24 protein-coding genes and 1 pseudogene are annotated in these 24941 nt (G+C 41.2%); 17 read left to right on the top strand and 8 right to left on the bottom strand.

The features are described 5' to 3' along the window. Positions 1-152 precede the first annotated feature (152 nt). The 5 genes from B9Z54_RS13860 (at position 153) to lpdA (ending at position 6369) form a co-directional block, all read left to right on the top strand. A complete protein-coding gene (locus tag B9Z54_RS13860) occupies positions 153-806 on the top strand; it encodes a YkyA family protein (RefSeq protein ID WP_113928962.1) in 654 nt (217 codons plus the stop codon). Positions 807-1376: 570 nt separating this feature from the next. Beyond that, positions 1377-2492 (top strand): pyruvate dehydrogenase (acetyl-transferring) E1 component subunit alpha, encoded by a 1116-nt coding sequence (gene pdhA, locus B9Z54_RS13855; protein ID WP_113928961.1) that lies wholly within the window; start codon positions 1377-1379, stop codon positions 2490-2492. A 3-nt stretch (positions 2493-2495) separates the two neighbouring features. Further along, positions 2496-3473: an alpha-ketoacid dehydrogenase subunit beta gene (locus tag B9Z54_RS13850; RefSeq protein ID WP_113928960.1), complete on the top strand. Its 978-nt coding sequence runs from the start codon at positions 2496-2498 to the stop codon at positions 3471-3473. A 99-nt stretch (positions 3474-3572) separates the two neighbouring features. Beyond that, positions 3573-4955, top strand: a complete 1383-nt coding sequence (locus B9Z54_RS13845; RefSeq protein WP_113928959.1) for a dihydrolipoamide acetyltransferase family protein — start codon at positions 3573-3575, stop codon at positions 4953-4955. 4 nt (positions 4956-4959) lie between these two features. Beyond that, positions 4960-6369, top strand: a complete 1410-nt coding sequence (gene lpdA, locus B9Z54_RS13840; RefSeq protein WP_113928958.1) for a dihydrolipoyl dehydrogenase — start codon at positions 4960-4962, stop codon at positions 6367-6369. Between the two features lie 90 nt (positions 6370-6459). On the opposite strand, the gene B9Z54_RS13835 is transcribed toward lpdA, so the two are convergent. Next, on the bottom strand, positions 6460-6840 hold the full coding sequence (locus B9Z54_RS13835; RefSeq protein WP_113928957.1) for a hypothetical protein: 381 nt from the start codon (positions 6838-6840) through the stop codon (positions 6460-6462). Between the two features lie 553 nt (positions 6841-7393). Here B9Z54_RS13835 and B9Z54_RS13825 point away from each other — a divergent pair. Further along, on the top strand, positions 7394-8263 hold the full coding sequence (locus tag B9Z54_RS13825) for a polysaccharide deacetylase family protein (RefSeq protein ID WP_113928955.1): 870 nt from the start codon (positions 7394-7396) through the stop codon (positions 8261-8263). A 1330-nt stretch (positions 8264-9593) separates the two neighbouring features. Continuing rightward, the gene (locus tag B9Z54_RS13820) at positions 9594-9713 is read left to right on the top strand and encodes a GapA-binding peptide SR1P (protein WP_113928954.1); all 120 of its coding nucleotides are present in this window, start codon (positions 9594-9596) and stop codon (positions 9711-9713) included. 302 nt (positions 9714-10015) lie between these two features. Here the strand turns inward: B9Z54_RS13820 and B9Z54_RS13815 are convergent, their stop codons facing one another. Next, positions 10016-11488: an aminotransferase class I/II-fold pyridoxal phosphate-dependent enzyme gene (locus B9Z54_RS13815; RefSeq protein ID WP_113928953.1), complete on the bottom strand. Its 1473-nt coding sequence runs from the start codon at positions 11486-11488 to the stop codon at positions 10016-10018. A gap of 241 nt (positions 11489-11729) precedes the next feature. On the opposite strand from B9Z54_RS13815, the gene B9Z54_RS13810 reads away from it, so the two are divergent. Both B9Z54_RS13810 and B9Z54_RS13805 read left to right on the top strand, forming a co-directional pair. After that, positions 11730-12689 (top strand): NAD(P)H-dependent flavin oxidoreductase, encoded by a 960-nt coding sequence (locus tag B9Z54_RS13810; RefSeq protein WP_113928952.1) that lies wholly within the window; start codon positions 11730-11732, stop codon positions 12687-12689. 98 nt (positions 12690-12787) lie between these two features. Next, positions 12788-13054: a UPF0223 family protein gene (locus tag B9Z54_RS13805; protein ID WP_113929003.1), complete on the top strand. Its 267-nt coding sequence runs from the start codon at positions 12788-12790 to the stop codon at positions 13052-13054. A gap of 70 nt (positions 13055-13124) precedes the next feature. Here B9Z54_RS13805 and B9Z54_RS13800 read toward each other — a convergent pair whose 3' ends face one another. Further along, complete coding sequence (locus B9Z54_RS13800; protein ID WP_113928951.1) at positions 13125-13745, bottom strand: YktB family protein; 621 nt, start codon at positions 13743-13745, stop codon at positions 13125-13127. A gap of 182 nt (positions 13746-13927) precedes the next feature. Between B9Z54_RS13800 and B9Z54_RS13795 the strand changes: the two genes are divergently transcribed. Both B9Z54_RS13795 and B9Z54_RS13790 read left to right on the top strand, forming a co-directional pair. After that, entirely contained in the window at positions 13928-14122 is a 195-nt protein-coding gene (locus tag B9Z54_RS13795; protein ID WP_113928950.1) for a hypothetical protein, read from the top strand. A gap of 259 nt (positions 14123-14381) precedes the next feature. After that, positions 14382-15188: an inositol monophosphatase family protein gene (locus B9Z54_RS13790; protein WP_113928949.1), complete on the top strand. Its 807-nt coding sequence runs from the start codon at positions 14382-14384 to the stop codon at positions 15186-15188. A gap of 83 nt (positions 15189-15271) precedes the next feature. On the opposite strand, the gene B9Z54_RS13785 is transcribed toward B9Z54_RS13790, so the two are convergent. Further along, positions 15272-15457, bottom strand: a complete 186-nt coding sequence (locus B9Z54_RS13785) for a YlaF family protein (RefSeq protein ID WP_113928948.1) — start codon at positions 15455-15457, stop codon at positions 15272-15274. 524 nt (positions 15458-15981) lie between these two features. Here B9Z54_RS13785 and typA point away from each other — a divergent pair. Both typA and B9Z54_RS13775 read left to right on the top strand, forming a co-directional pair. Next, positions 15982-17823, top strand: a complete 1842-nt coding sequence (gene typA / locus B9Z54_RS13780) for a translational GTPase TypA (RefSeq protein WP_113928947.1) — start codon at positions 15982-15984, stop codon at positions 17821-17823. A gap of 25 nt (positions 17824-17848) precedes the next feature. Next, positions 17849-18160 (top strand): YlaH-like family protein, encoded by a 312-nt coding sequence (locus B9Z54_RS13775; RefSeq protein ID WP_113928946.1) that lies wholly within the window; start codon positions 17849-17851, stop codon positions 18158-18160. Positions 18161-18200: 40 nt separating this feature from the next. On the opposite strand, the gene B9Z54_RS13770 is transcribed toward B9Z54_RS13775, so the two are convergent. Further along, positions 18201-18647, bottom strand: a complete 447-nt coding sequence (locus B9Z54_RS13770; protein ID WP_148954406.1) for a hypothetical protein — start codon at positions 18645-18647, stop codon at positions 18201-18203. Then, on the bottom strand, positions 18637-18837 hold the full coding sequence (locus tag B9Z54_RS13765) for a YlaI family protein (RefSeq protein ID WP_113928944.1): 201 nt from the start codon (positions 18835-18837) through the stop codon (positions 18637-18639). Before B9Z54_RS13765 ends, B9Z54_RS13770 begins: the two co-directional genes overlap by 11 nt. A 254-nt stretch (positions 18838-19091) precedes the next feature. Here B9Z54_RS13765 and B9Z54_RS13760 point away from each other — a divergent pair, with 254 nt between their 5' ends. Next, positions 19092-19547 carry a pyridoxamine 5'-phosphate oxidase family protein gene (locus B9Z54_RS13760; RefSeq protein ID WP_113928943.1) on the top strand — a complete coding sequence of 152 codons (456 nt, stop codon included), beginning with the start codon at positions 19092-19094 and terminating at the stop codon, positions 19545-19547. 248 nt (positions 19548-19795) lie between these two features. On the opposite strand, the gene B9Z54_RS13755 is transcribed toward B9Z54_RS13760, so the two are convergent. Continuing rightward, positions 19796-20419 carry a YhcN/YlaJ family sporulation lipoprotein gene (locus tag B9Z54_RS13755; RefSeq protein WP_113928942.1) on the bottom strand — a complete coding sequence of 208 codons (624 nt, stop codon included), beginning with the start codon at positions 20417-20419 and terminating at the stop codon, positions 19796-19798. Between the two features lie 178 nt (positions 20420-20597). On the opposite strand from B9Z54_RS13755, the pseudogene B9Z54_RS13750 reads away from it, so the two are divergent. Continuing rightward, positions 20598-21925, top strand: a pseudogene (locus tag B9Z54_RS13750) (PhoH family protein). Between the two features lie 155 nt (positions 21926-22080). Here B9Z54_RS13750 and B9Z54_RS13745 read toward each other — a convergent pair. Then, on the bottom strand, positions 22081-22587 hold the full coding sequence (locus tag B9Z54_RS13745; protein ID WP_113928941.1) for a peptidyl-prolyl cis-trans isomerase: 507 nt from the start codon (positions 22585-22587) through the stop codon (positions 22081-22083). Positions 22588-22725: 138 nt separating this feature from the next. On the opposite strand from B9Z54_RS13745, the gene glsA reads away from it, so the two are divergent. Continuing rightward, positions 22726-23652: a glutaminase A gene (gene glsA, locus B9Z54_RS13740; RefSeq protein ID WP_113928940.1), complete on the top strand. Its 927-nt coding sequence runs from the start codon at positions 22726-22728 to the stop codon at positions 23650-23652. 643 nt (positions 23653-24295) lie between these two features. Further along, positions 24296-24577, top strand: coding sequence for an Fpa/YlaN family protein (locus tag B9Z54_RS13735; protein ID WP_113928939.1), 282 nt, complete (start codon positions 24296-24298; stop codon positions 24575-24577). Positions 24578-24941 lie beyond the last annotated feature (364 nt).

Below are 24941 nucleotides of genomic sequence, written 5' to 3'. Positions count from 1 at the left end.
TCTCTGTAAAGAGAATTACGCCTTGGTATACAGGGGAAAAACCTGGTCTTGGGATTTTTCCAAAAGCAGAATCAATGTGAAAACAGTCATTGTCAAAGATTGAAAGTGAAGATATAGTGGTAAATGTCATTATTATAAGGGGGACTTAAAAAGTGTATAATCTTCGAGGAGTTTTGGCTGCAGCAGGTGCCGCTTTCCTGCTGACAGGATGCATGGGCGGAAGTACGCCTCAAGAATTGGTATATAACACTTTGGAAGATACAGTCAAAAAAGAGGAAAAGCTTAAAGAAACACAAGAGCCGTTAACCAAGCTGGAAGAAGAGGAGCAGGCGCTTTTTGACAAAGCGATCGGCTTGAGCATGGAGGAAATTGAGGAAATCAGGAAGATAGCCGATCAGGCTCTCGAGAATATCAGTGAAAGAGAAAACCTCATTAAGGAAGAATCCGAAGCAATGGCTGAAGCAGAGGAAGCATTCCAGTCAGTTGAGTCTACTATCGAAGAGATTGAGGATGAAAATCTGAAAAAAGAGGCCGAAGAACTTTCCGGTCTTATGAATGACCGTTTTGAAGCCCATTCCGCTATGGCTGATTCCTATTTGCAATCACTCTCAAGCGACAAGGAGCTTTATGAGTTACTGAAAAATGAAGATCTTACTATGGAAGAGTTACAAGCTCAAATTGAAAAAGTGAATGCCAACTATGAAACAACGATGGAGCATAACCAAACTTATAATCAGTTGACCGAGGAAGTTAACGGATCAAAAGTTTCTTTTTATGAGAATGCAGAAATTGATATAGAGGCCTAAATTGAATCACCCGGCTAAGCGGCTCGAACCGCAATGCCAGGTGATTTTTTTGGAGTTTTTGTACACGAGCTAATAGTTAATTTAAAAAAAGCTGTGTTTAAGTTTACCGGCCATGTTCAAAAAAGTGAAATTCCGGACCGGTAAACGGGGTAATAGGATGCGGGGACAAAAACGGTTAATGTATAACAGATGAATAAGAATGAGGCTGTTTTATAATACAGGAAGCGAAAATATATTGATACAGTTTGTTTTTTAAAAAAATATGTATTATATATCCTATTTTGAATCGGTTGAGATAATAAGCATTACTCGTTGACTTCTATAAAAACAGTAGTGTAAACTATTAAAAGTAATCACACAGTGTATTAGTCTTATGGAGAAACTGACTAGTACAGTTTATTTTTCTAAAATACTGCTTAAAGAGTTTTCTTTTAGGTGAATTGTGGAAACATATGTTTAAAGACGTGTATTTGCCAAAAATGCGGTTGTCATGGTCTTTTCTGGACACCCTAATCACTGTATGTAAAAAACTCTAAAATATGTGGATGAAGAAAGGAAGAGGTGACTTCGATGGCTTCTAAATCTAAGAAGGCACAGTTCGATGCGAAAAAAACGCTTGAGAATATTGAAGCGCAATTCGAAATGGTTCAAATTTTAAACGAAGAAGGCGAAGTGGTTAATCAGGATGCAATGCCTGATTTGAGCGATGAGCAATTGCAAGAGCTTATGCGCCGCATGGTTTACACTCGTATTCTTGATCAAAGATCAATTTCCCTTAACCGTCAAGGAAGACTAGGATTCTACGCTCCTACTGCTGGACAGGAAGCGTCACAAATTGCTTCCCATTATGCACTGGAGAAAGATGATTGGATTCTTCCTGGATACCGTGATGTACCTCAGATTATCTGGCACGGTCTTCCGTTATATCAAGCTTTCTTGTTCTCCCGCGGACATTTCAAAGGAAATCAGCCTCCTGAAGGCGTCAATGTATTATCACCGCAAATCATCATCGGTGCTCAATACATCCAGACAGCCGGTGTGGCTCTTGGTTTGAAAAAACGCGGCAAGAAGTCTGTTGCAATCACTTACACTGGTGACGGCGGATCTTCACAAGGTGACTTCTATGAGGGCATTAACTTTGCCGGAGCATTCAGTGCGCCAGCAATCTTTGTTGTTCAAAACAACCAATTTGCGATTTCCACCCCTCGCGATAAGCAGACAGCTGGTAAGACAATTGCTCAAAAAGCTGTTTCAGCAGGGATTCCTGGAGTACTCGTTGATGGAATGGACCCGCTTGCAGTTTATGCCGTTACACGTGAAGCACGCGATCGCGCAGTAAATGGTGAAGGCCCGACATTGATCGAAACGCACTGCTACCGTTACGGTCCCCATACTATGGCTGGTGACGACCCGACCCGCTACCGTTCTTCTGAAATGGATACAGACTGGGAGAAGAAAGACCCTCTAGTGCGTTTCCGTAAGTTCCTTGAAGGCAAAAACCTGTGGAGCGAAGATAAAGAGAATGAAGTTATCGAACAAGCGAAAGAAGATATCAAGGAAGCGATCAAGAAAGCTGATGGAACTCCTAAACAAAAAGTTACGGATTTCATCAATAATATGTATGAAAAGCTTCCTCACAACTTGCAGGAGCAATTAGAAATCTATAAAGAGAAGGAGTCGAAATAAGCCATGGCGCAAATGACTATGATTCAAGCTATCACTGATGCAATGCGCACTGAACTGCGCAATGATGAAAATGTGCTTGTTTTCGGTGAAGACGTAGGATTGAATGGCGGTGTTTTCCGTGCAACAGAAGGTCTTCAAAAAGAATTCGGAGAGGACCGTGTATTTGATACGCCCCTTGCTGAATCCGGAATTGGCGGATTGACTGTCGGACTTGCTCTTGAAGGATTCCGTCCGGTACCGGAAATCCAGTTCTTCGGATTTGTTTATGAAGTAATGGATTCAATCAGCGGTCAATTGGCACGTATGCGTTACCGTTCCGGCGGTACTTATACTGCGCCTGTAACAATCCGTTCACCATTTGGAGGAGGAGTACATACGCCTGAGCTCCACGCTGACAGCCTTGAAGGCCTTGTCGCTCAGCAGCCTGGCCTTAAAGTTGTGATTCCTTCCACTCCATATGATGCCAAGGGTCTTTTGATTGCTGCAATCAGGGACAATGATCCTGTTATTTTTCTTGAGCACATGAAATTGTACCGTTCATTCCGTGAAGAGGTTCCTGAGGAAGAATACACAATTGAAATCGGGAAAGCGGACGTTAAACGTGAAGGAACTGACCTGTCCATCATCACTTATGGTGCGATGGTACATGAATCTCTAAAAGCAGCTGAAGAACTTGAGAAAGAAGGACATTCCGTTGAAGTTGTAGACTTAAGAACGGTTAGTCCTCTTGATATTGACACAATCATCGCTTCAGTTGAGAAGACAAACCGTGCAATCGTCGTACAGGAGGCCCAGAAGCAAGCTGGAATTGCTGCTAACGTGGTTGCTGAAATCAATGACCGTGCTATTCTGAGCTTGGAAGCGCCAGTACTGCGTGTAACTGCTCCTGATACTGTGTATCCATTCTCTCAAGCTGAGCCGGTATGGCTTCCTAACTTTAAAGATGTTATTGAAACAGCAAAGAAAGTACTAAACTTCTAAGATAAACAGGTGAATTGGAGCAGAAGGGGGGAAACTCCCTTCTCTTTTCCAATCCTGTACAAAACGTAAAGCGAAAACAATAACAGGAGGTATAAACCTATGTCATTTGAATTCAGGCTGCCGGATATCGGTGAAGGTATTCATGAAGGTGAAATTGTAAAGTGGTTCATTAAACCAGGAGATAAAGTGGAAGAAGACGATGTATTGTGTGAAGTCCAAAATGATAAAGCAGTGGTGGAAATTCCTTCACCAGTTGCAGGTACAGTAGAAGAGCTTCTTGTTGAGGAAGGAACTGTCGCAGTTGTAGGCGATATCCTGATCAAATTTGACGCACCGGGTTACGAAGATCTCCAGTTCAAAGGTGACCATGGTGATGAAAAGAAAGAAGAACCGAAAGCTAATGAAGTGACAGAAGGACAAGTACAGGGAGTTGCTGAACAAGGCCAGGCTGTAGGGAAAGAGCCTTCACAATCCAACACGGATGAACAGACAATCAGTTCTGGTGAACAAGGTGAAGGGCAAGCAGAAGAAGTTGATCCTGACCGCCGTGTGATCGCGATGCCTTCCGTCCGTAAATTAGCGAGAGAAAAAGGTGTCGATATCCGTAAGGTGTCCGGTTCAGGTAAAAATGGGCGTGTGACTAAAGACGATATACAATCATTCCTTGATGGCGGAGCTGCCTCGGCACCTGATGAGCAGAAGGAAACAGCGCCGGCAGCGGAATCTGCAAAAGAGGAAGCACCTAAAAAGGCTGCAGGCCAAAAAGTTCCTGAGGGAGAATACCCTGAGACTCGTGAACCTATGAGCGGAATGCGTAAGGCTATTGCCAAGGCTATGGTGAATTCTAAGCATACTGCTCCACATGTTACCCTGATGGACGAAGTGGATGTTACAAAGCTATGGGCACACCGCAAAAAGTTCAAAGAAGTTGCTGCGGAAAAAGGCGTAAAGCTTACATTCCTTCCATATGTGGTAAAAGCATTAACAAGTGCTCTTAGAGAATTCCCTGCACTAAACACTTCTCTTGATGACAGCACCAGCGAGATCGTTCACAAGCATTACTATAATATCGGTATTGCGGCTGACACAGATAAAGGCCTGCTTGTCCCTGTGGTGAAGAATGCAGATCGCAAATCTATGTTCTCTATTTCTGATGAGATCAATGAACTTGCAGGCAAAGCGCGTGATGGCAAACTTTCAGGTGACGAAATGAAAGGTGCTTCTTGTACAATTACAAACATCGGTTCTGCCGGCGGACAATGGTTCACGCCTGTTATCAACCATCCGGAAGTAGCTATCCTGGGTGTTGGACGCATTGCAGAAAAACCTGTGGTTAAAAATGGTGAAATTGTAGCGGCACCTGTGTTAGCATTATCATTGAGCTTCGATCACCGTATGATCGACGGAGCTACTGCTCAACATGCACTTAACCATATTAAGCGTTTGTTGAACGATCCAGAACTTTTATTAATGGAGGCGTAATGCGATGGTAGTAGGAGATTTCCCAATTGAAACAGATACTATAGTAGTCGGTTCAGGTCCAGGAGGATATGTTGCTGCAATTCGTGCAGCTCAGCTTGGCCAAAAGGTAACAATCATTGAAAAGGAAAATATGGGCGGCGTTTGCTTGAATGTAGGATGTATTCCTTCGAAAGCATTGATCACTGCCGGCCACCGTTTCCATCAGGCGCAGCATTCTGATGATATGGGGATTGTTGCAGAAAACGTTAAGGTAAACTTCGATAAAGTCCAAGAGTGGAAAGCAGGAGTTGTCAAGAAGCTTACCGGCGGAGTCGAAGGACTGCTTAAAGGCAACAAAGCTGAAATCGTCCGCGGCGAGGCTTACCTTGTGGATGCAAACACATTGCGTGTTATGGATGATAACTCTGCCCAGACTTATAAGTTCAAGAACCTTATCCTAGCGACAGGTTCACGTCCAATTGAAATCCCTAGCTTCAAGTTCTCGAAACGTGTACTTGATTCAACTGGTGCATTAAATCTTTCCGAAATCCCTGAAAGCATGGTGGTTATCGGTGGAGGATACATTGGTACTGAACTTGGGACTGCTTACGCAAACCTTGGTACGAAAGTGACAATTCTTGAAGGTGCTGATGATATCCTCAGCGGATTCGAAAAGCAAATGACTCAGATTGTCAAAAAAGGCCTTAAGAGTAAAGGTGTTGACATCGTAACGAAAGCAATGGCAAAAGGCGTTGATGAAACGGACAGTGGAGTTACTGTCAAGTATGAAGTCAAAGGCGAGGAACAAACTGTTGATGCAGATTATGTCCTTGTTACTGTTGGCCGCCGTCCGAACACAGATGAAATCGGTCTTGAAGAGGCTGGTATCGAAATGACGGACCGTGGTGTAATCAAAATTGATAAACAATGCCGCACCAATGTTTCAAATATCTTCGCGATTGGTGACATTGTTGATGGCCCGCCGCTTGCTCATAAAGCATCTTACGAAGGAAAGATTGCAGCAGAAGTAATTTCTGGCGAACCTTCTGAGATTGATTATATGGGTATCCCGGCTGTATGTTTCACTGATCCAGAACTGGCGACAGTCGGTTACACTGAAGCACAAGCGAAAGAAGAAGGCCTGGAAATCACTGCTGCTAAATTCCCATTTGCAGCAAACGGCCGTGCGCTTGCATTGAATGCAACAGAAGGATTCATGAAACTGATCACTCGTAAATCAGATGGGTTGATCATCGGAGCACAAATTGTCGGCTCTGGGGCTTCCGACATGATTGCTGAACTTGGTTTAGCAATAGAGTCAGGAATGACAGCTGAAGATGTAGCTATGACAATCCATGCTCATCCAACACTCGGAGAAATTTCCATGGAGGCTGCTGAAGTCGCAATGGGAAGTCCGATTCATATCATGAAATAAGATAGCAAAACACCTCTTGGACTGCCAAGAGGTGTTTTTTTTATCATATGTGCCGCATTGAAGGCGGATCATTTACTGTGATTAATTACTTTAATTCCATTCCTTGAGAGTATCGCTTACAGGCTTTAAAATTTCCTGTCTGGAGATTTTCCCCGCTACCTTGCATACAACTTTATTGTCTTCTATAACTAATAAAGCTGGATACGTATCATTTAGAAACGCAAAAGAAGATGCGTTTTCTTTGTTTTTAGCAACAATTACATAATTTTCAAACTGAGAGGGGTAAGTATCCTTTAACTCGATTAAAGCTTCGTAATAAGAATCCTCTTCGCTTATATTATTTTCATCTGAATAAAACAGGATGCCTTTCTCAATATTAAGCCCGGCAGCCGTCCGATCATTTTGCAGACTGCACGATGAAAGAAATATTATGTTCCCAAGCAAAAGGACAAACAAAAAAGAATATTTCATCTATTAGCCTCTTTTCAATATTGTATTTACAAAATGTTGTCCAAGTGTATGGTAAGTAAGTCTTATATATCAAAAAAATGTAAAATAATTACTAATTCTTTAATTTCCATAATTCTAACATATTACTTTAATTTATTGGCTATAATCATCAAATTGTTACAGAATTGAAAAATCAAATATAAATTTAAGTTTTAAATAGATTCCCAACGTGAATATAATGGTATAAATCCTTCTATGAGGGTGAGTGGATGAAAAACTATATTGCTTTTTTATTGCAGCTAATAATATGGAGTGCCTTTTCAGTCGCACAGTGGTTATCAGGTAAAGATCATATCGAATACAAGTGGATCATGTTCATAGTAATTTTTTATTTAGGTTACCTGATTGCCAAAAAAATAGTGAATTCTTCCAAGGTAACTTTCATTGTTACTCTGATAAGCCTTTTTACATTTTTTTCTTTAAAAATCTTCTTTGAACAGATAATTACCTCTATATATTTGTAAAGAAAATGTTATAATTGCAAAAGACAACTTGCTAGAGAAAGGGGAACTATATGAAGAAATTGATTTACTGCAGTGCGCTATTCCTATTGATTTCAGGCTGCTCACAACAAAATTCGTTAGAAACATCAGGTGGCGACTCCAATAAAACAGAGCCCGTCAATGAAGCAGTTGCAGCAGAAAAAACCGAAAACGAAGATAAGGAAACAGAGATAGAAGAAGAAACAGAGTCAGAGGACGGCGAAGAAAATGAACAAGAGGATGCTTCTATGGAAGAAACTGTCAAAGAACCTCAATACACAATAAATGAAGCTAATTGGTCAGTTCAGCCAATTGGCGATGCTAATGAGAAAGTTGCATTGCTGACTATCGACGATGCGCCGGACAAGCATTCTCTGGAAATGGCAGAGACTCTAAAAAGCCTTAATGCACCTGCAATATTTTTTGTGAATGGACATTTTCTTGATACAGAAGAGGAGAAAGAAACTCTGAAGAAAATACATGAAATGGGGTTCCCTATAGGAAACCATACAGCAACACACGCATCTTTACCAGACTTGACGGAAGAAGAGCAGCAAGCGGAGATTGTTGAGTTTAACAAATTGATTACCTCTATTATTGGTGAGAAACCTAAATTCTTCAGGGCTCCCTTTGGACAGAATACCGACTATTCTAAAGGTCTTGCTAAGAGCGAAAAAATGATATTAATGAATTGGACATACGGTTATGATTGGGAAGCGGAATATCAAAATAAAGAAGGAATCGCCGACATTATGGTCAATACTGAATTGCTGAGCAACGGAGCCAACTTGCTTATGCATGACAGAACATGGACCAGTGAAGCAATGGCTGATATAGTAATGGGTCTAAGAGATAAAGGATTTGAAATACTTGACCCTGAACTTATCGAGACTCCTCAATAATAAAAGCCGTCAATCGGGTATAACCGATTGACGGCTTTTTTCTGTTAACTTTGTTATCCAGAGCAGCTTCAGTAAGAGTCGAATAGCGAAGGTTAACCGAACTACGTAAACAGAAAAAGTGCGAATGTATTATTGTCAATGGAGTTTGTTAAATATAAATTCAGGCTGTTGTTGCATTGACACCATTTTTTACAGAAAATTTTCTTGTTCGCTTAAAGAAATGAGCAGCTTTCCTTTTATATGCAAATAATCTTTGTATTTGGGACTTCCTGCTCTAGGGATACCTCCGAAAGCAATATCTGTTTTGAAGTCCAATCTTCTATATAGCAACCGAATTTGGTGGTAAATTTAGCAAAAAAAATAATAAAATGAATTTAAGTGGTCAGTCGCTGATGCTAATGAGGGTAAATTGATTTCCACTCCAGGTGCGTGACTCCGCGGGGCGTGCGGTGAGCCTCCTCGGCTTCGCCTGTGGGGTCTCACCTGTCACCTGTCACGCTAGTCCCGCAGTAGATCACGCACCTTCCGTTTCAATCAAATCAGTGCTAGCTTTATTATAATTAACTGCATCTCATTATAAATAGTTTTTAAAATAATTTCTAATTTAGAATTAATTTCTCCTTCATCTTCCTTCACGTAGGAGGATCTTTGCTGCAGGCAAACGATCTCCTGCGGGACAAGTGATCGTCTATTCTAGTTCCAGCACCCAGCCCCTGGTGGTCAAATAATCATAAGAGAATTAAAGGAAACGCCGCCTTTTTTATCTTGAGAACATTTTCCTGTCGAGGCTGACCGAGGCGCTTCCACTTTTTATTCAGAAGCAGCCGAGGTGCCAATCCAGCTCCAGCAGCCAGCGTATTTCGGTCTCTCTCCTTGTGTTAAGTCAACATCAATTCAATGTGTACGTTGTGTTTCCTATATTTATGCAAAGTCTGTGCTTAAATGACTTCCAGTTTAAATTGCTATTTCAATGCCAGGGTCAGGGAAATGATCATCGAATCGCTTAAACTCTTCGTAATTCCTTTATCTCATACGAGAACCCTAAAATCTGTACGTCGCTGAACGGGCGCAACCGCTTTTTAGTTCACTGCCAGCCCAGAGGAGTCGTCCGCCTGGAGCTGAGATTCATTTAATTTATTGAAGCTACAATTTTTACGAAAACAGCCTAAATTTAAAACGGATTTCATATAATAAGAAAGATAACAGAATAACACAAATAAATTTTAATGTGACATACAATTTGGGCTTGATATTTTAATTGTGTTATATTATTATTGATTTATAGAAAGTAAAGCGCTTTCAAAATACTGCAAATGAGAGGAGTTTTAAGATGGGTACAATTGTATGTCAGTCATGCTTAAACACTATTGATCACTTTGAAGATGAAAAGGTATCGGTTTTATTCTCCAGCAGCTGTGATTGTAATAATGAAAACGAATTAGACGATTAAAAGGATATAGTACCAGTGGCCCCGTAATTAATGGGGCTTTTTTCTTGTTTCTTAAAACCTAAGTATCCGGCTTTGTGATTACTGAAAACTGTCTATATATAAGAGCTGAAAAACGATACAGCTGTCTTAAAAGTTCCGGTTTTAGCGTTCGGCAGTGTCTGTAGTCAGAAAGAAGCAGCCTTCATACGGGAGCCTGACAATCGAACAAAGCTGCAAATTTTCGGAATCAGAAAAAGTCATATAAAAAGCAAATCACCACTTCCATTGAGTGGTGATTTGCTTAAATTTCCTTGATAGTATCATTACCTGATGGCCTTATGTTCTTTAATCACTCGAAGGTGTTTCAGGTCAAAATCTTCTGGTCCCTGGACCGGCAGGCCTGCTTCCACATTTTTATGAATATAAGTTATGTTTTCTGCAGTTATGATTTCCCCAGGAATAAAGATAGGGATTCCTGGAGGATATACCATGATAAATTCAGCTATGATACGGCCAACAGACTCTTCCATCGGTATAACTTCCGTGTCAGCATAAAACGCATCCCTGGGCGTCATTGACAACACCGGGATATCTGGCAGGAGAACTTCCGCCGTTTCCAGCAAACCTTCTTTGTTGGCAAACTGAAAGGACATCTCTGTCAAAGCTTCAACCAATTTACCGCCTTCTGTGATGGTGTCTCCCGGGGTGATAATACAGAGGATGTTGTACATGTCAGACATTTCAACCTCAATGTTGTAAACTTCCCTTAGCCATTTTTCAGCATCAAACCCACTGATTCCCAGTTCTTTCACTGATACGATCAACTTGGTGGGGTCATAATCGAAGGTTGCTTTGGTACCTAATATTTCTTTCCCAACACAATAAAGGCCTTGAATTTCATTTATCTGCTTTCTTAAGTCTTCAGAAAGCTCAATAGTTCTTTCTATCAGTTCCCTGCCTTCTGTTGCCAGCCTTTTCCTGGCAACATCCAAGGAAGCAAGCAGCAGATAGGAAGTGGAGGTCGTCGTAAGCATACTGAGTATAGTCTGTACTCGTTTTGGCGACACAAGTCCGGTTTTGATATTCAATACAGAACTTTGTGTCATGGAACCTCCCAGCTTATGGACACTTGTTGCAGCCATATCAGCCCCAGCCTGCATCGCAGACAGCGGCAGATCCTCATGAAAATGGATATGGACGCCGTGAGCTTCATCGACAAGTACCGGTACCTCATAAGAGTGGGCGATTTCTACTATCTTTTTCAAATCTGCAGATATTCCGAAATAGGTAGGGTTAATAACCAATACACCCTTGGCATCCGGGTGCTGCTCAAGAGCTTTTGCAACCGAATCGTTCGTGATGCCGTGGGAAATCCCCAAAGTTTCATCCACCTCTGGATGGATGAAGATAGGAGTTGCTCCGGAAAATACAATTGCACTCATGACTGATTTATGGACATTTCTTGGGACAATTATTTTTTCACCTGGTCCACAGACAGACATGACCATCGTCATGATGGCTCCGCTCGTCCCTTGTACTGAGAAGAATGTATAATCAGCGCCAAAGGCCTCAGCAGCAAGATCCTGTGCTTCCTTGATCATTCCTTTGGGTTGATGGAGATCATCCAATGGCCCGATGTTAATCAAATCGATTGCAAAAGCATTATCCCCGATGAAGTTCCTGAATTCGGGGTCCATTCCAGTACCCTTCTTATGACCGGGAATATGAAACTGGACGGGGTTTTTTCTGCTATGTTCTACTAAGCCTGTAAATAAAGGAGTTTTGTATTGAGACAATTCATTCGACACCTCTTTAAAGTCTGTTATATCTAAGCCTTTCCCTTAAAGATAAGGAATTAGTCATTAGGTTTGTTAGGATTTTTGAGAAGACAGCTGTAAACTTGCTCTCATCGATAAAGAATTATAGCATTTAGCCCTTTCTTTGCATAGTGTTATACGCCCATACTTCTAACATTTTGTCGAATTGGAAGGATTTTGTTAACAGCGGATAGAACTAGTTGTTGAAGGAGTGATAATCATGAGTTGGAAAACAAGAGTTTCAGAACTTCTGGGGATTAAGTATCCAATCATACAAGGCGGTCTTGCCTACCTCGCTTATGCAGAATTGGCCGCCGCGGTCAGCAATGCAGGAGGCCTTGGCCAGATTACAGCGATGTCGCTTGATTCTCCTGAAAGATTAAAAGAAGAAATACATAAAGTGAGGCAGCTTACTGATAAACCATTTGGTGTTAATCTTGCAATTGGACAGCACGGACGTCCTTACAGAGAGTTTTTGCAGGCGGCGATAGATGAAAATGTTCCGGTTGTGTCGATGACTGGGGGGAACCCTTCACCTATGTTTGAGATGCTGAAAGGAACTGCTATAAAGAAGCTGGTTCTCGTGGCGGCGAAAAGGCAGGCTTTAAAGGCCGAGGAACTAGGAGCTGATGCTGTCATGGTGGTAGGCGCAGAAGGAGGCGGTCATCTCGGGAAAGAAGATATCGGAACGTTTGTGCTGATTCCCCAGGTGGTTGATGCAGTTTCCATTCCGGTCATCGCTTCTGGAGGAATAGGGGATGGAAGAGGAATTGCAGCCGCCTTATGCCTGGGAGCGGAAGGGGTGGAGATGGGAACCCGATTCATCGCTACAGAGGAATGCATCCATGCCTCCGCTGAATATAAGCAGGCATTGATAAGCGGATCTGAAAGTGATACAGTAGTCATCAAAAGATCGCTTGGTGCTCCGGCACGGGCCATTTCAAACAACTGGACCGCACAAATCCTTTCTCTCGAAAAAGAAGGTGCAGGTTATGAAGGTCTGAAGGATCATATAAGCGGCGAAGCAAATAAGAAGTTCATTTATGACGGCAAGAAGGATGAAGGTTTCGGATGGGCAGGACAGGTAATGGGTATGATTGATGATGTACCTCCTGTGAAGGCTCTAATCGACCGGATGGTCAAACAAGCAGAAGAAGCCGTTTCAATGCGGAGGAACTAAAAACAGCTGCCAACCAGCTTGCTTGTATGATTTATCCATTACAAACCTATCAGCAGCAAAGAAGAGATAACATAAAAGAAAGCAAGGTGAAAAAACACATGGAATATCAATATCCTTTTTCGTTGGATTGGTCAACGGATGAAGTAATAGATGTAGTCGGCTTCTTTCAAAATATTGAAAAGGCCTATGAGCAGGGTATCGACCGGGAAAAGCTGATGGCGGCTTATAAGCGCTTTAAGGAGATTGTACCTGGTAAAGCCGAAGAGAAAAGAATCTGCAACGAGTTTGAGGAATCAAGCGGATATTCATCTTATCGGGCTGTTAAAAAAATGAAAGACACAGAAAGCAAAATTATTAAAATGTAATACAATACTAAAAGAGGAAAGTTCCTTTTGAAAAGGGGCTTTCCTCTTTTATGTATGGCGGGATGAATGTTTATTGAAGGTTGTAAAGGGGTATTAATTTTACAAACGCATCACTGATTATTTCAAATGTTTCATCGCCTGAAAGCTTGATAGCTTTTTCCCTTGGGATACGTATTCCGCACAGGATTTCAGCTTTCTTGACGGTTTGCAGCCGTTCAAACAAAGAAGTCAATTCCTGATCATCCATCTCAGAAAATGCTCGTGAATCCGGTTTCGTGTGATCACCAGACCATACAAAATTTTGTGGAATGACCTTCTTTATTAGATTCAGATTCTGGTCCAGTTTTTTTCCAAACTGCTCTTTGCCGGGAGCTTCATAAATCACCGCGAACCAAACGAATACATGGGTTTCCCAAAGGCCAATTTGAAAATGAGGATGCTTCTTATAACCTCTCTTATTATTGGCAAAAGCAACCCAGGTATCATCAGGCGGATTAACGGAGCGCCGTGCATGCTTCGCCACATGGGGAAACATTTCATCACCCGTCATGGTACTGAGAACAGGGGCGAATTGCTGTCCAAGGATTTCAAGCTTTGGTCTGACAGTCTCTACCAAAGCTTCCATCCGTTCATCCAGACCGTCAATTGTGAAGATGTTGAAATCTTTTTCTGTAAAACCATTAAAATTCATTTTGTTCCTCCTTATGCTGATGGAATTATTTTATCACAGTGATTTACCGGAGGGAAAAATGCTGTTTCTGTTAAATTGGGTGTTTGCACATTTTAGTTACAGGTTTCTTAACCTTCACATAGAATGTACTAGATAAATTCAGAAAATTAAGAATAATAATATCCGGAAAGGGTGTACTGTCCATGAAGCAAGTTATGAGTTCAACAAGGAAAAAGAACGTCCAGCAGCAGCGTATGGCGGTGCTTAAGCTGGAAATGGATTACGAGTTAGCTGTACTGTTTGAGGCCATGGAAGACAAGAACACTGCAATCCAGGTAAGGACGAAAGAAAAGTTAATGAAGATCAGGGAAGAGCTCTTGAAATTGAAGGCACTATAAATGAATTAACTTCTGTTAAAAAAATATGGTTTGAACGAACTCTGGAATTTACCTTTCATGAGTTCGTATTTTTGTGGAGAAATGCAAGATGCTTGAAGGGTACGTAAATTTACTTTAAGCTTGTAAAAAAGTTAGTACATCATAGCCAGTGTTTTGCGAATAATACATAAGAACTTACGGCCGGAGGGATCGGATAAATCTCCGGTACCTTACTTGTTTCAGTACTTAAAGAACTCTTATATAGAATGGAGGACATTATATGTCTAACTGGCAGGAAGTTGATACATATGTGAAACAATGGATAAAAGAAGCAGGTGAAAGCATTCGGAAGTCGTTTCAGACCCAGTTGAATATTGAAACCAAGTCCAACAGGAATGACTTAGTCACAAATGTCGACCAGGAAACAGAACAGTTCTTCATAAACAGGATCAGAAAGACCTACCCTGACCACAGGATTCTGGGTGAAGAAGGATTTGGGGATGAACTGCAAGATATGAAGGGGACTATCTGGATTATTGATCCCATCGACGGAACCATGAATTTTGTACATCAGCAGCGGAATTTCGCAATTTCAATTGGTATATATCATGACGGGGAAGGTGTCCTTGGGTATATATACGACGTTGTTCATGATGAGTTGTATCACGCGAGCAAAGGGAACGGCGCCTACATGAATGAAACGAAGCTGCCCCGGCTTCAGGAAGTGGATGTAAGAGACTCCATTATCGGAGTGAATGCTCTTTGGGTGACAGAAAATAAAAAAATTGACAGGGAAGTCCTTGGCCCTCTTGTAAGGGACGTCAGGGGGACCAGATCCTATGGTTCTGCCGCTATGGAAATGGCTTATGTAGCATCTGGCAGGATTGATGGATATATGACCATGAGGCTTGCTCCATGGGATTTTGCTGCAGGAAAGATTATCATTGAAGAGGTGGGCGGAGTCGTTACAAGCCTCGATGGAGGAAAACTGGATATGCTTGAAAAAAGTTCGGTGTTTTCCTGCAAGCCAGGTCTTCATGAAAAAATTATGGAAACCTATTTAAAAGACGTAAAATTTAAAAAGTAAGGCTCTAAACCGCAAAAAGCTGACCGTTATCACGGCCAGCTTTTTTTATAATAAAAATAATTCCTGAAGATTCTGAAGAAAAACTACAGTTTCCCTTCTTCTCTATACTTTTTCTTCGTTTTAAATCCAAACCCCATTACTACTATCCAAGCGGCAACAGCTAAAGCAGCGAGGAAAAGACTTTTTTCGCTTACTGCTATTCCAATAGCCATTATACAAGCGGCTGCAAGAACCGCATACATGACGAAAATCCATTTAATATTCTTCACCATTCATTCTCCTTTTATAAAAGTTCCATTTGTCTAAAATCTTATCAATCAATCGACATGATAACAAGTTTATTTCTTTTGGAAGTAAGTAAATCCTTAGTTCATGGAGTTATAACTTTATTTAATGAAGGAGTTCAATAAGGTAATTGACCATAAAACACCAATGCCAAATAACGGTAAATGGACACTGGATTAAAACTGAATTACTATACGCAATTCAGTAACGCGAGGCTTTCCGGTTTGGTGAGGGTACCTAATTCACCTGTGCAGATGCATTATTTACAAGAATCTGTTTTTGCTTTTACGAATGCTGTGATATAATGTCTTAGTTGTTGTTTTTTCAAGGTTGAACATATGCTTGGCGCATTTGAAGATATTGAGAAAAACACAAGATGCGTTTTTAAGAGAATCTAAGGTATCGGAAGCAGGCCGCTTATGGCTGAACTTTATGAAGGAACACATAAGACAGTTCATAATGTTTGTAAATATAAATTTAAAACGACCAACAATCAGGAGTGAATACATTGAATAAAAGAGACGATTTAAGAAATATAGCGATCATTGCCCACGTTGACCATGGTAAAACGACTTTAGTAGATGAACTATTGAAACAGTCAGGTATTTTCCGTACTAATGAACATGTTGAAGAACGTGCAATGGATTCCAATGATCTTGAAAGAGAAAGAGGAATCACGATCTTAGCGAAAAATACGGCTATCCAATATAAAGATACAAGGATCAATATTCTGGACACTCCAGGACACGCCGATTTCGGCGGTGAAGTTGAACGGATCATGAAAATGGTTGACGGTGTACTTCTTGTTGTCGATGCATATGAAGGTTGTATGCCACAGACCCGCTTTGTTCTTAAGAAGGCACTTGAACAGAATTTAACACCAATTGTAGTAGTTAATAAAATTGACAAAGATTCAGCTCGTCCTGAAGAAGTTATTGATGAAGTCCTTGAGCTTTTCATTGAGCTTGATGCCAATGAAGATCAGCTTGAATTCCCTGTCGTGTATGCTTCAGCAATCAATGGTACGGCATCAGTTGATCCAGATCCTGCAAACCAGGATGAAACCATGCAGTGCCTTTATGAGTCCATCATTGATAATATCCCTGCTCCAATCGACAATCGCGAAGAACCGCTTCAATTTCAAGTAGCTCTTCTTGATTATAATGATTATGTGGGACGTATCGGTATCGGCCGTGTCTTCAGAGGAACGATGAAAGTTGGACAGCAAGTAGCACTAATGAAGATTGATGGAAGTGTGAAGAATTTCCGTGTATCGAAAATCTTCGGTTTCATGGGCTTAAAGCGCGTAGAAATCCAAGAAGCACATGCAGGTGACCTTATTGCAGTTTCCGGAATGGAAGATATCAATGTAGGTGAAACAGTATGTCCAATCGATCATCAGGATCAACTTCCGGTACTTCGAATCGACGAGCCTACACTTCAAATGACATTCCTTGTAAACAACAGTCCCTTCGCAGGCCGTGAAGGTAAGTTTGTGACTTCAAGGAAAATTGAAGAAAGACTGCTTGCGCAGTTGCAAACAGATGTAAGTTTGCGGGTTGAAAACACTGATTCTCCTGATGCTTGGACTGTGTCTGGCCGTGGTGAGCTTCACTTGTCCATCCTAATTGAGAATATGCGCCGTGAAGGGTTTGAGCTGCAAGTGTCCAAACCGGAAGTTATCGTGCGTGAAATTGACGGGGTGAAATGTGAGCCAGTAGAACGCGTTCAAATTGATGTACCTGAAGAGTATACTGGAAGCATCATTGAATCTATGGGAACACGTAAAGGTGAAATGCTCGACATGATCAACAATGGCAGCGGCCAAGTAAGATTGATCTTCATGGTGCCTGCTCGCGGATTGATTGGTTACTCAACAGAATTCATGACATTGACTCGTGGTTATGGAATTATCAATCACACATTCGATAGTTACCAGCCTATGCAAAAAGGCCAAGTCGGCGGACGCAGACAAGGTGTTATCGTTTCAATGGAAACAGGTAAATCTTCTCAATATGGTATCATGGGAGTAGAAGACCGAGGGACAATCTTTGTCGAGCCTGGTACAGAAATTTATGCAGGTATGATTGTTGGGGAACATACTCGTGAAAATGATATCACGGTGAATATTACAAAAACAAAGCAAGCGACAAACGTCCGCTCTGCAAATAAAGATCAAACTGTTACAATCAAGAAAGCCCGTATCATGACGCTTGAGGAATCATTGGAATACTTGAATGATGACGAGTATTGTGAAGTGACTCCTGAATCAATCCGTCTTCGTAAAAAGATTCTTGATAAAAATGAGCGCGAAAGAGTGACCAAAAAGAAAAAAGTAGAAACCAACTAGTAAACAGTATAGGAGTGATCAGGAAATGGATGTAACAGAGCGTTTATCCTTTTTCGCATCCCTTTACCGGGTCGAGGAAAATACTGAACTCGGTATGTGGCTTCTTTACCTCACAATAATCGCTTTATCAGTACTGGTATATAAGCTGGGGTTCGCAAAAAAATTGCCGTTATTGAAGTCGGCAGTCATTTATTTTTTCCTCGCCGCAGGTTCTACTGTATTGACCTTCTTGGGAATTTTCCTTCCTGTAGCAGAAGGACTGGTTGTGGCGGCCTTGATTTTGATCATTTATAAAATCAGGCTGCGCAGCCATAAAAATGAAGAAGCAAGTTCATAAAAAAGCAGAGGACCAAAGTCCTCTGCTTTTTTGTATCGTGTCAAGTTTTCCATCTTTCTAAAACGGGATATAATTGATTCAATGAGAAGGCAAACAATATATGCGCCGCGCTCCAGTATAAGAAGGCTTCCCAATTGTCAATCGAAGGAACCTCTTTTTTTGACAGAAGAGATAGTGGGAAATATAGAAATAAGGCTGGCAGGGTAAGTGCAGCAGCTAGACTAAGCCGTCGCCGAAACCCCAGCCTCCATTTCATGGTGAAATGATAAAAGATAAGGCCTAACCCTAAAGAAACAAGCAAGTGAAAGATGAACTCAATCAATTCAGGCCATGTGATTTTCCCCAAAACAGGAATGAAATCGACATTCAGAAGCAATGTATACACTTTCTCACCGGATACAGCCTCTGCCAGCTTTAAAGAAACTCCCATAATCACTCCGGAAAGGATGCCAGCCGCACTTCCCTTTAGGATGGTACTAGAAGTCATTTTTAGATTTAACAGAACGGTAAAGCTTGAAATTACCGGTGTCTGCCCGTTCCTTTGTTCTGGTGGCGATTCTTTCACGGCATTTATCACACATATAAGTATGGATTGGGCGATTTCTTAGACGTTTGGCTGTCAGCGATTCATCATCAATGGACTCAATCACATCACACAGAGTGCATTTCACTCTCATATTTAGACACCTCCATGTCCTGATGAGTATGGGTATGTATTCTTTTCCTAGTATATCATGTAGGATAAAGGATTTCTTCATTTTGCCGCAACCAATTGGAAAATTATATTACTTAATTGATTCAGTAAAGAGGCTGGCACAGAAACCTTTATCTATTGAGAGTTAATAACTTGAAAACATTTATGCCTATTTAATTGTATTCTTTTCTACATTTCTCTGTTGTATAATATAGGTAATGAAGGGGAGGGATTTCATTGTTGAATAGAATTGAAACAAGATTATTTCCTGCTTTATTTGATGAATTGCAGCAAGAAAGATTCATCACGGTTTGTACTGTGGATTATGTAACGGGAGGACCTAACCTGAGTGCCATCTCGTGGGTATATGCTGAAAGCGAAGAGACAATCCTTTTCGTTGTTGATGGGCGCTCCCGAATCGTGAAAAACATTGAAGCGAATCCTCTTGTAGTGCTGAATATCATTGCAAACGAATCCTCCTATTCCATCAGCGGGAAAGCCAACTTGAAAAGGGAAAGACTGGTCAATGTACCTCTTTGCCTGTCCCTTATCTCTCTCGGCATTGAGGAAGTGAGGGATGTAATGTTTTATGGATCTAGGATATCAGTTGAGCCACAATATGAAAAAACTTATGATAGAGATGCTGCCGGAAGACTGGACCGGCAAGTAATAGAAGCCATGAAAAAAGTTTGATTTTGAGCTTTTCCAAGGCTTCTATTTGTTTGTTCTTAGAAACTTATAAAGGATTAAATAGCCCTTTTTTCTTTTTATTACATTTGCCTGTCGGGGCTGGACAAGGCGCTTACGCTTTTGTTCCGTCCAGCTTCAGCGCCTAGCCCCTCGGGGTCAAATAACCCAAAGAGAATAAAAGGAAAGACCGCCTTTTTTCTCTTGGAACATTTGCCTGTCGGGGCTGAACAAGGCGCTTACGCTTTTGTTTATTAGTTATTATTATTTTTTTCCATATGGTTGTTTGACTGATCCTGCTGTTCTTCTTCAAGCTGTCTTTCATCCTGTTCATCTGCTTTGTTTGTAGATTGACCGGGAGCTTTATCTGGGTTCATTTGCTGAGTGTTCTTAGGCAGTTCAGGCATCAATCGTCCTGCAATATCGGACAATTCGTTCAGCACACCTTGGACAGGCCTTCCATTTTCTATATCACTTCCGACTTCTTGTAGCCGTGCATAAAGATCGGGATCTGCAACAATCATGGCTTGTGCACCATGGGGGTCGTCTTTCAGAGCCTCCGCCACTGAATACTTTATAGTACCGACTTCAGATCGTTCGACAGCTGAATCGACATCTATCCCGACAAAGGCGTATTTCCCTAATACAACAGCTGTGGCATCTTCAACATTAGGTACTGCAGTAGCAATTCTGACAAGGTTTCTCGATATTTCCTGGCTTGTCTCATGTTTCTGCTCATGCTGAATTTCACTGTTTTGTACATTAATCGGGCGAGGGTCGTCGCCATCTCTTTGTTGATCATAAGCAGTTTGATCATTCTGCTGATTACATCCTGATATCAATAAGCTGAGTAAGAGTAACGCTGGCCATTTTTTCATTATTCAACCTCCGATTAGTTTATCTGTATTTCTTATTGTGTAATCTTCTTCTATATTTATTCCTTAGTTCATATATTTTAGCAACGGGCCGTCCTATTTAAGTGGACTCTTTAGTAATAACCGGATGAAGAGGGTCTACATACAATAGTATAAGAATAGAGGAGCAGGAGGCATCGATTTGAAAAAAATTTATGTATTGGATACCAATGTCTTATTGCAAGACCCGCAAGCAGTTTTTTCCTTTCAAGATAATGAAGTAATTATTCCCGCAGTTGTATTGGAAGAAGTGGACAGCAAAAAACGTTATATGGACGAAATTGGGCGCAATGCAAGGCATGTATCAAAAATAATTGATAGCTTACGGCAGCAAGGAAAGCTCCATGAAAGTATTCCGCTTTATAATGGCGGATCATTGAGAATAGAGTTGAACCACAGATCATTTCATGAGCTTCAGGAAATTTTTGTAGAAAAGACAAATGATAATCGTATATTGGCGGTAGCGAAAAACCTGTCACTTGAGGAAGAAACAAAGGAAGATGGTCATCAAGTTATCCTTGTCAGCAAGGACACATTGGTGAGGGTGAAGGCAGACGCACTTGGTCTGCAGGCAGAGGATTTTTTAAGTGACAGGGTAGTGGATGTAAGTGATATTTACAGTGGATTCATTGAAATTTATATACCTAAGGAGCTACTGGATAAATTTTATGAAAAGGGTGAGATACCCCTAGCAGATATCACTCAGCATCCTTTTATTCGCACCAGTTCCTTCTTATGAAAGATTCGTTAGGAAGTTCGGCTTCAGCGGTGGGAGTTGTTGATACAAAGGGGAAAAATGTAAGGAAGCTTGTATATGATCAGGATCATATATGGGGAATCAAACCAAGAAATGTACAGCAGACAATGGCTATAGAACTGCTTTTGAGGGAAGACATCCCTTTAATTACCATGGTCGGCAAGGCGGGTACTGGGAAGACGCTCCTGGCTCTGGCAGCTGGTTTGCTGCAGACAGAAGACCTTCAAGCCTATAAAAAGCTCTTGGTCGCAAGACCGATTGTGCCTGTTGGAAAAGATATAGGTTATTTGCCAGGTGAAAAGCAGGAGAAGCTGAGACCTTGGATGCAGCCTATCTTTGATAATCTCGAATACCTTTTTAATACAAAGAAACCAGGGGAGCTTGATGATATCCTCGCTGGAATGGGTTCCATAGAAGTAGAGGCGCTGACCTATATAAGGGGAAGGAGCATACCTGAGCAATTCATTATAATTGATGAGGCCCAGAACCTGACAAAGCATGAAGTGAAAACCATACTGACCAGGGTCGGGGAAAAGAGTAAAATTGTTCTTATGGGTGACCCGGCACAGATTGATCATCCCTATCTTGATGAATATAATAATGGCTTGACATACGTTGTTGAAAAATTCAAGGATCATTCAATCGCCGGGCATATTAAACTCTTGAAGGGTGAGAGGTCCGGGCTGGCACAGCTGGCAGCAGATATTCTATGATCGGCTGAAAAACACACATTATTACCATATGAAAAAACGATTCAGTTGGTACGCACTGAATCGTTTTTTTTTGCATTGGCAGTTATAATCCTCCAAAACTCAGGTCGTAACACGCTCAACTTCGCTTTCTTATATGCTCATTGTTTTAATGTGTGTTACTTGACCTTGATACCTCGAACATTTTTGATAGGGTTTTGAAGGTTGGAACCATCCTTGTAAAAGATATGAACCGGACCGTCTTCCTTCAGCGGCTTTCCATCCTTGGAGAAACCTAAAATAATTTCATTGCTTTTTGAAAGGGGCAGAGCAACTTCTTCATTAGTGTCCCCTGTCAAGATCAGGAGTATTGCAGCACCCTCTTCGGGCTGGGCATTCGTAAGGAAAGGAGCTAAAGGGATGCCGAAAGTTCCTGTTAAAATTTTTTCTTTTTCATATTTTTTCTCCGTTTTCAGGGTCGGTGGAGAAGTGGCGCCCTCCTGAATTTCCCTTGTCCAGTTTTTGGACATATTTCGGGTGTATTCCTCCAACTCATTCTTCGCCTTTTCTTCATCTTGAAAATATGTATTTAAATCGACTTTTCGATCATCGAAAATCCAGACACCCGGATCAAGTGTGATTTGATATTTGACCTTGCCTGTCAAAGGTACAATTGATGTATCCATCTGCTTCCCTCCATCTGTGTAATACCCTCAGTATACCAGATAATATACCGCTTTCACATCTATAGTGTCCATCTGTGAGTAATGGGCATTTAAGTGGGGAAAAGATAAGTATATTAATTTCGGGACAGGGGGCACCAGATGTATATCAATGATGAAATATTAGCCAGCATGGTAGAAGAAGCGCGTCCGATCTCTTCAGAAGGAAAACTGATTGACTATATTCCCGCTTTGAAGAAGGAGAATAAAGGTAATCTCTCGGTTTCTGTTTGTTTCTTGAACGGAGAGTTTTTCTCTGCAGGAGATTACCTGGAAAAGTTCACTTTGCAAAGCATCTCAAAAGTGATCACCCTGGCGCTAGTGCTGATGGATTACGGAGAGGAAGAAGTGTTTTCGAAAGTGGGGATGGAACCGACAGGCGATCCTTTCAATTCCATTGTGAAGCTGGAAACAAATAAGGTATCAAAACCGCTGAATCCTATGATCAATGCGGGTGCACTTGCCGTGACAGATATGATCAAAGGGGCAACCAACGAAGAGAAGTGGGAGAGGCTGCTTGCCTTTGTCAGGGTGCTGACCGGCGATAACGAGGTGACATACAATCAGGAAGTAGCACAATCCGAATTCAATACGGCTTTCCTGAACCGCTCTCTTGGATATTTTATGAAACAGCATGGAGTCATCAAGGGGGATATCGAACATTTGATTTATCTTTACACAAAACAGTGTGCGATTGAAATGAACTGTCAGGACCTGGCGAAAATAGGTGCTGTATTCGCTAACGACGGAATCGATCCGGCATCCGGCCGCCAGTTGATCACGAGGGATGTAGCCCGTATTTGTAAAACGTTCATGGTTACATGCGGGATGTATAATTCTTCTGGCGAGTTTGCCATGAAGGTTGGAATACCTGCCAAAAGTGGTGTGTCAGGAGGAATCATGGGGTCAGTACCGCGGAAGTGCGGCATCGGTATTTTTGGTCCCGCTCTCGATGACACTGGAAACAGCATTGCAGGTTTAAGGCTGCTTGAATTGATGGGCTCGGAATATAAATGGAGCATTTTCTGATTATCTTGGAAGGTTGGGACTGCTTATGGGACATTCAGTTAGAGAGGCTTTCTTGACTAGTCTATAAATAGGGGTATCTCTTATGGAACAGTGAGAGTCAGTTCATAAGGGTCAGCGGGGCAGGCATTTAGATCTAATTAATCGAGGAGGAAATTTCCTTTAATTACCTCAACACAATAGAAAGCAGGTACTATTACTCTATGTTAGTGTGAAACTCCCTCTATTAAGTTAAAATCTGGAATCAGCGGAGGATTAAAGACCTTTAATCTAAAGGAACTATATATAGGTCATGACTAAGGATCTATATGTAAGCTTTATGATATTTAACATGAACTTTGTAAGATAATGCCGTAATTCACCTGCAAGTCCTGGCCTTATGAGTTTCCCGGCCCTCGCCCCGCTCCTTCTATGCGATTTCTCCTTCATCAAACACTACAAATGAGATAGTATGTTCTGTTGTAAAAGAATAATTTACCAACCAAGGCATTTTGCATATTGTTCTCTCTATCTCAAGCATATCCAAACAAATTGATGCCTCGAAGTTCAACTGTCTCGTCTTTTCTTTTTCCTTGCATTTTACTCGGTTTAGCGATAAAATTTTAAGATAAGAGAGTCGCTATTTGTACGGAATGGGGGGATCATTATGGCGTCTGAGATGAAAATCGACCATCGTGAAAAAGCCTATCAGCTGCTGAAGGCTGACGCAGAGAAAATATTAAAGCTTATCAAAGTACAGATGGATAATTTAACGATGCCCCAATGTCCTTTATATGAGGAAGTGTTGGATACTCAAATGTTCGGATTATCCCGTGAAATAGAGTTTGCCGTCCGCCTTGGGCTGGTAGACGGAACAGATGGAAAGACCCTTATAGATTCTTTAGAGAGAGAGCTTTCTGCGCTGCATGAAGCTTCGACTAAAAAATAAATACTAGTGAAAACTCAAACAAAAGCATATGATTGTTTGGGTTTTTTACTAGCCTATCAATATTGTTTCTATTTAAAAGGCCCTTTTTTGTAAACTTTGTTGCTATTCTATACTAATTCCGAAAAAATTATAGTACGAAGGAATAATTTAGTATTAATGAAAAGAAAAGAGCTGCTCTTCCCCCATTAGAGAAAAACTCCTGGTATCCGGGGGAAATCCGGCTCTTGGGATTTTCCGAAAGCAACAACATAGGTGAAAACAGCCATTTTAAAAGAGCAGCAGGATTTTTGCTATTTAGATAGAATATTTCTAAAAAAGGGATAGGAAGAGATTATGCTCATAAAAAAWATTAACTGAGTCGGAG

The organism is Bacillus sp. P14.5 (genome assembly GCF_003316765.1).
GTDB lineage: Bacteria > Bacillota > Bacilli > Bacillales > Bacillaceae_B > Rossellomorea.
This window is presented reverse-complemented; position numbering and strand designations above follow the sequence as displayed.